General features: G+C 60.5%; 12 protein-coding genes. All 12 read left to right on the top strand.

Translation table 11 applies throughout. The features are described 5' to 3' along the window. Window positions 1-5: 5 nt before the first annotated feature. Window positions 6-413: a type VI secretion system baseplate subunit TssE gene (gene tssE, locus CKW11_RS12360; protein ID WP_007920274.1), complete on the top strand. Its 408-nt coding sequence runs from the start codon at window positions 6-8 to the stop codon at window positions 411-413. 11 nt (window positions 414-424) lie between these two features. Beyond that, on the top strand, window positions 425-931 hold the full coding sequence (locus tag CKW11_RS12355; protein WP_095137725.1) for a PAAR domain-containing protein: 507 nt from the start codon (window positions 425-427) through the stop codon (window positions 929-931). 4 nt (window positions 932-935) lie between these two features. Continuing rightward, window positions 936-1787 (top strand): hypothetical protein, encoded by an 852-nt coding sequence (locus CKW11_RS12350; RefSeq protein WP_095137724.1) that lies wholly within the window; start codon window positions 936-938, stop codon window positions 1785-1787. Continuing rightward, window positions 1784-2161: a hypothetical protein gene (locus CKW11_RS12345; protein WP_095137723.1), complete on the top strand. Its 378-nt coding sequence runs from the start codon at window positions 1784-1786 to the stop codon at window positions 2159-2161. Before CKW11_RS12350 ends, CKW11_RS12345 begins: the two co-directional genes overlap by 4 nt. Window positions 2162-2184: 23 nt before the next feature. Then, window positions 2185-2562: a hypothetical protein gene (locus tag CKW11_RS12340; protein WP_095137722.1), complete on the top strand. Its 378-nt coding sequence runs from the start codon at window positions 2185-2187 to the stop codon at window positions 2560-2562. 144 nt (window positions 2563-2706) lie between these two features. Further along, window positions 2707-4494: a type VI secretion system baseplate subunit TssF gene (gene tssF, locus CKW11_RS12335; RefSeq protein WP_007962320.1), complete on the top strand. Its 1788-nt coding sequence runs from the start codon at window positions 2707-2709 to the stop codon at window positions 4492-4494. After that, the gene (gene tssG, locus CKW11_RS12330) at window positions 4458-5465 is read left to right on the top strand and encodes a type VI secretion system baseplate subunit TssG (RefSeq protein ID WP_041071592.1); all 1008 of its coding nucleotides are present in this window, start codon (window positions 4458-4460) and stop codon (window positions 5463-5465) included. The genes tssF and tssG overlap by 37 nt, the downstream gene beginning before the upstream one ends. Window positions 5466-5476: 11 nt before the next feature. Beyond that, entirely contained in the window at window positions 5477-8134 is a 2658-nt protein-coding gene (gene tssH, locus CKW11_RS12325; RefSeq protein ID WP_095137721.1) for a type VI secretion system ATPase TssH, read from the top strand. Between the two features lie 10 nt (window positions 8135-8144). Continuing rightward, window positions 8145-9665 carry a sigma-54-dependent Fis family transcriptional regulator gene (locus CKW11_RS12320; protein ID WP_095137720.1) on the top strand — a complete coding sequence of 507 codons (1521 nt, stop codon included), beginning with the start codon at window positions 8145-8147 and terminating at the stop codon, window positions 9663-9665. 315 nt (window positions 9666-9980) lie between these two features. Next, window positions 9981-10121, top strand: coding sequence for a type VI secretion protein (locus tag CKW11_RS12315; RefSeq protein WP_095137719.1), 141 nt, complete (start codon window positions 9981-9983; stop codon window positions 10119-10121). Between the two features lie 18 nt (window positions 10122-10139). Then, window positions 10140-11333 (top strand): type VI secretion system-associated FHA domain protein TagH, encoded by a 1194-nt coding sequence (gene tagH / locus CKW11_RS12310; RefSeq protein WP_095137718.1) that lies wholly within the window; start codon window positions 10140-10142, stop codon window positions 11331-11333. A 5-nt stretch (window positions 11334-11338) separates the two neighbouring features. Beyond that, window positions 11339-11839, top strand: coding sequence for a type VI secretion system lipoprotein TssJ (gene tssJ / locus CKW11_RS12305; RefSeq protein WP_007962325.1), 501 nt, complete (start codon window positions 11339-11341; stop codon window positions 11837-11839).

Raw genomic sequence — 11839 nt, 5'->3', positions numbered from 1 at the left:
GACTCATGGACGGATACGGCAGCCTGTTCGAGCGCCTCAACGGCGACGCGCAACTACGCAAGGGCAACAGCCTCGAGGCTTGTGCCATGGCGTCAGTGGCTGCCCATCTGGCCAAAATGCTCAGCACCCGGGCCGGCAGCGTGCAAACGCTGGCCGACTACGGGTTGCCCGATCTCAATGACATGCGTCTGAGCCTGCACGACTCCCTGAGTCAGGCCCGTCTGGCCATCGAAAACTTCATCGAAGCCTACGAGCCGCGCCTGAGCAATGTGCGTGTCATTTCCCTGCCGCGTGACCACGACCAGCTGCGGCTGGCCTTCAGCATCGAAGGCCTGCTGGAAGTCGAGGGTTTCAAGCGTCAGGTCAGTTTTTCCGCGCGCCTGGATGGCAGCGGTCAAGTGAAGGTCACCTAAGGAGATTCCCGATGTCTGGCAAACCCGCAGCACGCGTATCCGACCCCACCGCTTGCCCACTTCCAGGCCACGGTACCAACCCGATTGCCGCCGGTTCCGGCGACGTGTTCTTCGACGGCCTCGCGGCCGCCCGCCAAGGCGATGCCTCGGCGTGTGGTGGTGCGATGGTCGGCGATCTGGCGACCACGGTTTTGATCAATGGCAAACCGGCTGCGACCGTAGGTTCGGTTGGTTCTCACGGCAATAAAGTCACGGCAGGTTCCGGGACGGTGATTATCGGTAATTCGCATTCGCCGGCGCCGTTTGTGCCGCCGGAGCCGTTAGTCATTCCTGGAGTCTTCAACCGTGTTTTTTCTTTCCATACAGCGGACGGACAACCAGTAGCAAACCTCAATTACAGAATGGTTTCTGACAGTGGCTTAGAGAAGGCAGGATGTTCATCGGCGGCTGGAGGCACAGGGTGTTTCTCCACTGGAAAACAAGCGGAGATGGTTACCATCTATGTGTCGTCGGAGTAATCGCGTGGAAACCTCTATTGTCATCGACGGCGTTGCACACATTTTCGAGACTTCCGATGGAAAAACGGAACTGAAAATCAAAGCCGAAACTACGCCGAGTGAAGATAAAAAACCGAAACAGCTTCCATTGCCTCACGTCTGGTTAATAACCAGAGGAAATGGGGTGCCTCTTTTTGCACTAAAACCGAATGCACCAGATGTTCAGTTCAGGATCATGAAAGCGGAGAAACTGTATGCGGAAGCAATTCAGTGGTTTGAGCCGTTGGCTGATAATTACCGGAAGAAAATTTGGGTGAATCCCGAGTCTAAAACTGCCGGTACAGACGCCTACAACGCCTATAAGCAGTTTAGTTGGTCGCAAATTATCAAATTTGCAATTATTGACCGGATGTCGATTAGCTTTGCCCCGACAATGCCCGGTGATTGGAAAAATAGTTCTGAGGGTGGTGCCGGATTTTTAATGGTCATGATTGATGGTGAGCCCTATTGGGCTGACGGGGTTGGGCAAATACCGTTCGCGACCGATACATATCGTTTATATCTGGAAGAAACCAAGTCTTTGGAAACTGCCATTAAGAAAACCGTTGAAACCGGTATGAAGTATGGTGATGGTCTTCCTATATTCCCAAAGGAGGACAAGACCAATGAGTACGATAATTATATGGTGCTGCGTGGGGCTTTATGGGCTTCGGAAAATTTTGAACTACGCATTGAAACGGTAAGAGTATTTGCTGGGCGAATGGGCTATCGCGAGAAAGTGGTGACCAGTACGGTTTATCTCGGCACATCCGATCAGAAGTTAAGAAGCTCCATCACGCAGGGCTCTGTAGATAAGTATGGAGAGTGGAAAAGATGATGGTAAGGCTAGCGGCGGGTTTATTGGTGCATTTTTTTGCCTGCGTCATGTATGTCGTGGTTAATTACTATGGTGTTTCGCTGTACAAGTTTTTATTTGGTGGGCTGACCTCGCGTGGTGCTTCCATCGGGATTGCCATGTATATGGTGTTTTATCTGTTTATTTTTGTAAATTTAGTTGTTGCTGTAATTCCAAGGCGAATGGTGAAAGTTAGCATTGTTTTTCTAATGGTTGCATTGATATTGGTTTATCTGTTGCCGCTTTATCCTGTTCGCGCGGCCGCTTATAGCGTTTTAACGGGTGGACTAACTATTTTGGCGATATGGCTGGCTGGCAAGCTTGACAAGATGTTGTTGGCTCGGGTCAGGACATGAAGTTTTTTTGCGGGAACGGCTCAATGAAATCAAGGGCGTGGCAATGCCTTGCCACTTTCCTCTGCTCGGTCGGTTTGCTGACGATTCTGGTCGGCTTCGCATTGCTGTTGCGAATGGAAAGCTCGACCGAACCGAAGCTCTTCGCTCATCCCCACGCGTTGTGGATTGGCGCCGAGGATGGCGGGGTTTTTGTCGAGATCACCAAGCACGAAGCGCCCAACTATTACGTGGAAATTCGTCACGAAAATGGTGAGATGTGGACAGAAGGCTGGGTTCGATATGGCACCCGGGATAGCCATCCACTCAGCGCTGCAGCAATTGGTGGCTACGGCGGCAAAGAGCTCTATGTGTATACGGGCGTCGAGATCACTCCGCAAAAACAAGGAGCCGCACAGCGATGAATTTCTACGTGCGCGTCGCGCAGACGATCCCTCATTCTGCCATCAACACCCGGAACCGCATCGCCAGGAGACGCTGTATGTCCGCAACGACAATCGTGCTCCAAAGAATGTTTTTCATGCGATCCACTACCAGGCAGGTAACCCGTGTCCTTTAACCACTACTACCAAAGCGAACTCACCGCACTGCGCCAACTCGGTCGCCGTTTCGCCGAGCGTAGTCCGGCGTTGGCGCCGTTCCTGGGCCAGGCCGGGCGGGATCCGGATGTGGAGCGGTTGCTGGAAGGTTTTGCGTTCCTCACCGGACGGCTGCGGCAGAAGCTCGATGACGAGCTGCCCGAGCTCAGCCATTCGCTGATGCAACTGCTGTGGCCGAACTACATGCGCCCGCTGCCGGCGTTCAGCATTCTGCAGTTTGATCCGCTGAAGCGTTCGGGGCCGGCGCTGGTGGTCGAGCGCGATACGCCGATCGAAAGCAAACCGATCGAAGACGTGCGTTGCCGCTTCCGCACCTGCTATCCGACTGAAGTCTTGCCGCTGGATCTGGCCGCGCTGAACTATTCGGTAAAGGGCGACGGTTCGCTGCTCAGCCTGCGTCTGGAAATGAGCGCCGACGGCCACCTCGGTGAGCTGGAACTGAGCAAACTGCGCCTGCACTTTGCCGGTGAGCGCTATATCAGCCAGATGCTTTACCTGAGCCTGCTGCGCAACCTGGAAGGCATCGAGCTGATCCCGCTCGACGGCGCCGGCAAGCCGATCGATGGCGTGGCGGGCAAGCCGATGGCGTTCAAGATTCCGGGTGACCGCGTCAAGCCGGTGGGCTTTGCCGAAGAAGAAGCGTTGATCCCATATCCGCTGAACACCTTCCGTGGCTATCGCTACCTGCAGGAATACTTCGCCTTTCAGGACAAGTTCCTGTTCGTCGACGTCAACGGTCTGGACATCCTCAAGGCGCTGCCGGAAGACACGCTCAAGCAGATGCGCGGCCTGGAGTTGCGTTTCGATATCCGCAAGAGCGGGATCATGCGCATGCGGCCGACCCTGGATAACGTGAAGCTGTTCTGCACGCCGATTGCCAACCTGTTCGCCCACGACGCCCTGCCGATCCGCCTCGATGGCAAACAGGATGAATACCTGCTGCTGCCGGCGGAATACGATCTGGAAAACTGCGGCGTGTTCTCGGTGGAAACCGTCACCGGCTGGAAGCCCGGCGGCCTCGGTTATCAAGAGTACGTGCCGTTCGAATCGTTCGAGCACGACCCGAGTTTCGACGTGCCCAACAGCCGTCCGCACTACAGCATCCGCCAGCGTTCGTCGTTGCTGCATGACGGCCTCGACACCTACCTGAGTTTCGGCATCCGCCATACCGAAGCCCACGAAACCCTGTCGATCGAGCTGATCTGCACCAACCAGAACCTGCCGCGCAAGCTCAAGCTTGGCGACATCTGCATGGCCTGCGAAGAGACCCCGGAGTTCCTGAGTTTCCGCAACATCACCCCGGCCACTTCGAGCTTTGCGCCGCCGCTGAACCGTGACTTCCTGTGGAAGCTGATCAGCAACATGTCGCTCAACTATCTGTCGCTGGCCGACGTCAACGCGTTGAAGGTGATTCTCGAAACCTACGACCTGCCGCGCTACTACGACCAGCACGCGGAGAAGGTCAGCAAACGCCTGCTCGGCGGCCTCAAGCACATCAAGCACCACCACGTCGACCGGCTGCACCGTGGCTTGCCGGTGCGTGGTCTGCGCACCGAACTGACCATCGACCCGGAAGGGTATATCGGCGAAGGCGACCTGTTCGTTTTCGCTTCGGTTCTTAACGAGTTTTTCGCGCTTTACGCCAGTCTCAATTCGTACCACGAGCTGCGGGTAAAAAGCACACAGGGAGAGGTGTACCAATGGACACCACGTATGGGCCTGCAGCCCCTGCTTTAAGCGGGCTGACCAAGGTAATACGCGAGTACTCGCTGTTTCAGGCCGTGCTGCTGGTGATCGACCGGCTGCGCGAGGCGCACCCGTACCTGAGCGAAGACGATCTGTACGACCAGGTGGAGTTTCAGGCCAACCCGAGCCTGGGCTTTCCGCGCAGCGACGTCGATCGCGTGGAGTTTTTCGAAGAGCACGGGCAAATGCGCGCGCGCATGCGTTTCAACCTGATCGGCCTGGTCGGCTCCGGTTCGCCGCTGCCGGCGTTCTATGGCGAGCAAGCGTTGGGCGACAGCGAGGACGGCAACCCGACGCGTAACTTCCTCGACCTGTTCCACCATCGCCTGCAACGGCTGATGCTGCCGATCTGGCGCAAATACCGTTATCGCGCCAGTTTCCAGAGCGGCGCGATCGACCCGTTCTCCTCGCAGCTGTTCGCGCTGATCGGTCTGGGTGGCGACGAGATCCGCAAGGCCAAGGAACTGAACTGGAAGCGCCTGCTGCCGTACCTCGGGCTGCTCAGCTTGCGCGCGCACTCGGCGGCGCTGATCGAAGCCGTGCTGCGTTACTACTTCAAGCACGAGGACCTGGTTATCGAGCAGTGCATCGAGCGTCGCGTGGAGATCCTCGACGAGCAGCGCAACCGCCTCGGACGCGCCAACAGCCTGCTGGGTGAAGACCTGGTGCTGGGCGAGCGGGTGCGCGACCGCAGCGGTAAATTCCGCATTCACATCACCGAACTCGACTGGGAGCGATTCCACGAATTCCTGCCGATCGGTTTCGGTTACCAGCCGCTGTGCGCGCTGGTGCGGTTCACCTTGCGTGACCCGCTCGATTACGACATTCGCCTGGTGCTGCGCCCGGAAGAAATCCGCGAACTGCGCATTGGTGAGAAGAACGACTGTCGCCTGGGATGGACCAGTTGGCTGGGCTGCGAAAAAGCAGACGGCGTGGTCACCCTGGGCAGCAAAATTCATTAAGGACGTGAGCCATGATCAACGTAGACCTGCAACAACTCATCCAGGCGCTGGACGCCGAAACCCGTCGTGACCTGGAACGTTCGGCCGAACGTTGCGTGGCCCGTGGCGGCAGCAAGATCCTTGTTGAAGACCTGCTGCTGGGGCTGCTGGAGCGTCCGAACGGCTTGCTGTCGCGCGCGCTGCAGGATGCGGATGTCGACGCCGGTGAACTGAGCGCCGCACTGCAATCTCGCGTTGAACACAGCGCCTCGCGCAACCCGGTGTTCGCCCCGGAACTGGTGCAATGGCTGCAAGACGCGCTGCTGGTGGCCAACCTCGAACTGGGCCAGACCCAGGTCGAAGATGCCGCGCTGATCCTTGCGCTGCTGCGCAACCCGATGCGCTACGCCGGCAGCCGTTATCAGCCGCTGCTCGCCAAGCTGAACATCGATCGCCTGAAGGAATTCGCCCTGTCGCAACAGGAGCAACCGGCGGCCAACGGCAAGCCGGCGGCGCAGGGCGAATCGCTGTTGCAGCGCTTCACCCACAACCTGACCCAGCAGGCCCGCGACGGCAAACTCGACCCGGTGCTGTGCCGCGATGGCGCGATTCGGCAGATGGTCGACATCCTCGCCCGTCGCCGCAAGAACAACCCGATCGTGGTCGGTGAGGCCGGTGTCGGTAAGACCGCCATCGTCGAAGGCCTGGCCTCGCGCATCGCTGCCGGTGAAGTGCCGCAGGTGCTCAAGGGCGTCGAGCTGCTGTCGCTGGACATGGGCCTGCTGCAGGCTGGCGCCAGCGTCAAAGGTGAATTCGAGCGTCGCCTCAAAGGCGTGATCGACGAAGTCAAAGCCTCGCCGAAACCGATCATCCTGTTCATCGACGAAGCCCACACCCTGATCGGCGCGGGCGGCAATGCCGGTGGTTCCGACGCGGCCAACCTGCTGAAACCGGCGCTGGCCCGTGGTGAACTGCGCACCATCGCCGCCACCACCTGGGCCGAGTACAAGAAATACTTCGAGAAGGACCCGGCGCTGGCCCGTCGTTTCCAACCGGTGCAGTTGCACGAACCGACCGTCAGCGAAGCGGTGACAATTCTCCGTGGTCTGGCGCAGGTCTACGAGAAGAGCCACGGCATCTACCTGCGGGATGACGCGGTGGTCTCGGCGGCGGAATTGTCCGCGCGCTATCTGGCCGGTCGCCAGCTGCCGGACAAAGCCGTCGACGTCCTCGACACCGCGTGCGCCCGGGTGCGCATCAGCCTCGCCGCTGCCCCGGAAAGCCTCGAGCGCCTGCGTGGCGAACTGGCTGAAGGTGGCCGTCAGCGTCAGGCCCTGCGTCGCGATGCCGAGGCTGGTCTGCTGATCGACCACGAAGCGTTGGATGCGCTGGAAGCGCGGCTCGACGAAGCCGAAAGCGAAATGGTCGCGCTGGAAAGCCTGTGGACCGAACAGAAGCAACTGGCCGAGCGCCTGCTGGAACTGCGTCAGCAACTGGCCAAGGCTCGCGAAGCTGCCGCTGTCGAGCCGACCGTCAGCGTTGAAGAAGACGCCGAAGGCACGGTGATCGAAACCATCGCCGCCGAGGTCGAGGAAGGCCAGAGCGTTGAAGCGCTGGAAGCCGAACTGCACCAGACCCACAGCGCGCTGACCGCTGCTCAAGTCAAGGAGCGTCTGGTCAGCTTCGAAGTCTGCCCGCGTCTGGTGGCCGAAGTGATCAGCGCCTGGACCGGCGTGCCGCTGGCGCAACTGGCCCGCGAGCACAACGCCAAGGTCGCGAGTTTTGCCACCGATCTGCGCACGCGCATCCGTGGTCAGGAACAAGCCGTGCACGCACTGGATCGCTCGATGCGCGCCACTGCCGCCGGCCTGAACAAGCCTGACGCACCGGTCGGCGTGTTCCTGCTGGTCGGCCCGAGCGGCGTCGGCAAGACCGAAACCGCGCTGGCCCTGGCTGACCTGCTGTACGGCGGCGACCGTTTCATCACCACCATCAACATGTCCGAATTCCAGGAGAAGCACACCGTCTCGCGTCTGATCGGTGCGCCACCGGGCTACGTCGGTTATGGCGAGGGCGGCATGCTCACCGAAGCGGTGCGCCAGAAGCCGTACTCGGTGGTGCTGCTCGATGAGGTCGAAAAGGCCGACCCGGATGTGCTCAACCTGTTCTACCAAATCTTCGACAAGGGCGTGGCCAACGACGGCGAAGGTCGCGAGATCGACTTCCGCAACACCTTGATCCTGATGACCTCGAACCTCGGTAGCGACAAGATCAGCGACCTCTGCGAAGACGGCGCCCGCCCGACCGCCGAGCTGCTCGAAGAGACCATTCGGCCAGTGCTGAGCAAACACTTCAAACCGGCGCTGCTGGCGCGGATGAAAGTGGTGCCGTACTACCCGGTGGGCGGCCCGGTGCTGCGCGAGCTGATCGAGATCAAACTTGGTCGTCTGGGCGAGCGTCTCAACCGTCGTCAGCTGGATTTCAGCTGGTGCCAGAACCTCGTCGATCATCTGTCCGAGCGCTGCACGCAAAGCGAAAGCGGCGCGCGCTTGATCGACCATTTGCTCGATCAACACGTGCTGCCGCTGGTGGCCGACCGCTTGCTCGATGCGATGGCCACCGGTGAAAGCCTCAAGCGTGTGCATGCCACGCTCGACGGCAACGCCAGCGTGACGTGCGAGTTCGCCTGAGGTGGGTGTGATGTTCACTCAAGTGCCGCAGCCACTGGTCTATGCCGAAGCCTTGCTGGCGCAGTTCGCCAGCCTGTCGCGCGCGGCGGACGGTGCTGCGCTGCTGGGTGACTTCGTGCGTGGGCTGGCCGAGCTGAGCGGTTGCGAACTTACCCAGCTGTACCTGCTCGACGCCACCCACACTTGCCTGGGAATGAACGCCGAATGCCTCGACGGCGCGCTGCAACCGCGCGCCGCGACCAGCCTGCCGGCGGACTACAACGGCGAGCAGTTGCTGCAGTTTGCCCTGTGCCAGAACCGCGTGGTGTGCCTGGACGATCTGGGCGCCAGCCTGCACGAAACCAGTTTCCTGCCGGCCACCACCGGCCGCTGGCAATCGCTGCTGTGCGTGCCGCTGGTCAATCAGCAGAAGGCGGTTGAAGGCCTGCTGCTGTGCGCCAGTCGCCGTCACGTCGACCTGCAGGGTTTTGCCGATTCACTCGGCCAGCTCGGCTCGTTCGTCCTCGGTCAATTGCATTTGCTGCAGCGTCTGCGCCAGCCGCCGGCAGAATCGACCACGGTGGCGCGCAGTGTGCCAAGCATCAACGGCTATGGCCTGATCGGCAAAAGCGCCGCCATGCGCCAGACCCACTCGCTGATCAGCAAAGTCCTGCACAGCCCGTACACCGTGCTGCTGCGTGGCGAGACCGGCACCGGCAAGGAAGTTGTGGCCCGGGCGATTCACGATTGCGGCCCGCGCCGCTCTCAGGCGTTCATCGTGCAGAACTGCGCAGCAGTCCCGGAAAACCTGCTGGAAAGCGAGCTGTTCGGCTATCGCAAGGGTGCGTTCACCGGCGCTGACCGTGACCGCGCGGGGCTGTTCGATGCGGCTAACGGCGGCACGCTGTTGCTCGACGAGATCGGCGACATGCCGCTGTCGTTGCAAGCGAAGATTCTGCGGGTGTTGCAGGAGGGCGAGATTCGCCCGCTGGGTTCCAACGACACGCACAAGATCGATGTGCGCATCATCGCCGCGACGCACCGCGATCTGTCGACGCTGGTCAGCGAAGGCAAGTTCCGCGAGGACTTGTATTACCGCCTCGCGCAGTTCCCGATCGAGCTGCCGGCCCTGCGTCAGCGCGAAGGCGACATCCTCGAACTGGCTCAGCACTTTGCCGAGAAGACCTGCGCGTATTTGCAGCGTGATCCGGTGCGCTGGTCGAGCGCGGCGCTGGAACACCTGTCCGGTTACACCTTCCCCGGCAACGTGCGCGAACTCAAGGCACTGGTCGAGCGCGCAGTGTTGTTGTGCGAGGGCGGCGAGTTGCTGGCCGAGCATTTCTCCCTGCGCATGGAGCCGATGCCCGAAGACCACAGCGGCCTGAATCTGCGCGAGCGCCTGGAGAAAGTCGAACGCACGCTGTTGCTCGATTGCCTGCGCAAGAACGACGGCAACCAGACCCTCGCCGCCCGCGAACTGGGCCTGCCGCGCCGCACGCTGCTGTACCGCCTCGGGCGCCTGAATATCAACCTGGGTGATTTCGATGGTTGATCTGAACCTGGCTCTTGCCGTTTGCACAACTCCTGTCTTGAAGGACTTCTCTGTGGCGAGGGGATTTATCCCCGATCGGCTGCGCAGCAGCCGTAATCCAGCAAACGCGGTTCTCTTGAAAGAACCGGTAATCAGGTTTTGGGGCCGCTTCGCAGCCCATCGGGGACAAGTCCCCTCGCCACAGAGGATCGGTATATCCCTTGTGATGGCTCGAAGGCCCCGATGTAGAGCCTTCGAGACTACCCAAAGAATTAATTTCAGCGCCGCCCGCAAGGGTCGGCGCTTTGTGCTTTGTCTACCCCTGGAGACCCTCTGATGTCTGTTCGTCACTGGAACGCTGTCCTGCTGACCCTCGTCGTTCTATGCGGCCTTGGCGGCTGTAGCGGCAATTACAAATTCAACGACAACGACTATCGCCCGTTGGGTGACCCGCAAGCGGTCAATCGCGGCAAGTGACCGCAAGGAGCATCAAACATGGAACTGGTTTTCGAAATGCTGAACACCAAGCAGTTCGTGCCCACCGAGTTGTGCCAGAAGACCTTCAAACAGGCCGGCGGCGTAATCGGGCGGGGCGAGGACTGCGACTGGATCATTCCTGACCGCAAGCGGCATCTGTCCAATCACCACGCGATTGTCAGCTACCGCGAAGGCACGTTTTTCCTCACCGACACCAGCAGCAACGGGGTCCAGGACGGCGACAGCGGCGCACGCCTGCACAAGGGCGAACCGGTGCGTATCGAGCACGGCAGCACCTACGTGCTCGGTGACTTCGAGATTCGTGCGCGGCTGGTGCGTGACCCGGCGACCTTCGACGGTGAAGTCGGCCGTCCGCGTGCCGCCGGCAGCATCATTCCGGACGACGCCTTCCTCGACCTCGATCCGTTGAACGCGATCGAACAGCAAGAGCGCGTTTATTCGGAAATCGACGAACTGTTGGCCCCGACCGCCAAGCCCGAGGATTCCCGTCAGCGTGCCGACTATGCGCGCATCGACATGGAAAGCCTGATGGTGCCGGAGCTGATCGCCCCGGTTGAACCCGAGCCTGCTCCGGCCCCGAAGGTCGTCGAGCGTCAGAGCGAGGGTTTCTGGGAGCATTTCGGCGCAGCGCTGGGCGTGGATCTCAAAGGCCTCGATCACGACGCCCGCGAAGCCTTGGCACTCAACGCCGCGCGTCTGCTGCGGCAGAGCATCGGCGGATTGCAGCAGAGCCTGCGCACCCGTTCGGAGTTGAAAAACGAACTGCGTCTGGCACAGACCACCGTGCAAGGCACCAACAAGAACCCGCTGAAATTCGCCGTTGATCCGAGCGAAGCGCTGGAGATTCTGTTGCAGCCGCACAAGCCCGGTCATCTCCCGGCCGAGCAGGCGATCTCCCGCGCGTTCCGCGATCTGCAGGCGCACCAGGTGGCCTTGCTCACCGCCAGCCGCGCCGCCGTACGCGGCACGCTGGAGCACTTCTCGCCGGAACAACTGACCCTGCGTTTCGAGCGCGACAACAAGCCGTTGATCGCCACCTCGGGCGGGCGCTGGAGAGCGTTCGGCCGCTACCACCAGGCCCTGCGTCAGGACGATGACTGGAGCGAGCGTCTGCTGGCCCGCGACTTTGCCCAGGCCTACGAAGAACAGATCCGCCTGATCTCCACCCTCCACACCGACCACCAAGGATGATGCGCATGTCTCGCCGCTCGACCGCTTTTTTCAAGACGCTGACTGCGCTCACCGTGCTGGTGCTGCTCGCCGGTTGCTCGTCGCTGTCGCCGTACTCGAAAGTGACCAAGATCAACCTGAAGCTGACCGGCAGTGATCAGCTCAACCCGGACCTCAACGGCCGTCCTTCGCCGATCGTGGTGCGCCTGTTCGAACTCAAGCACCCGGTGACCTTCGAGAACGCTGATTTCTTCAGCCTCTACGAGCGCGCCAAGGAATCCCTCAATCCGGATCTGGTGGCCAGCGAAGAACTCGAACTGCGCCCGGGTGAAACCGTGGAAATGAAACTCAGCGTGGAGGAGGGCAGCCGCTACGTCGGCGTTCTCGCTGCGTACCGTGATCTGCCGGAAACCAAGTGGCGCTACACCGTTCAGGTCACCCCGCTGGAGCTGACCGAAGCCGATCTGACTCTTGATCAGGCCGGGATCCGCAACACCCATGAAGCGCTCGCCAAGGCGGATGACTGA

Source organism: Pseudomonas sp. Irchel s3a10 (assembly GCF_900187525.1).
Classification (GTDB): Bacteria; Pseudomonadota; Gammaproteobacteria; order Pseudomonadales; family Pseudomonadaceae; genus Aquipseudomonas; species Aquipseudomonas koreensis_G.
This window is presented reverse-complemented; position numbering and strand designations above follow the sequence as displayed.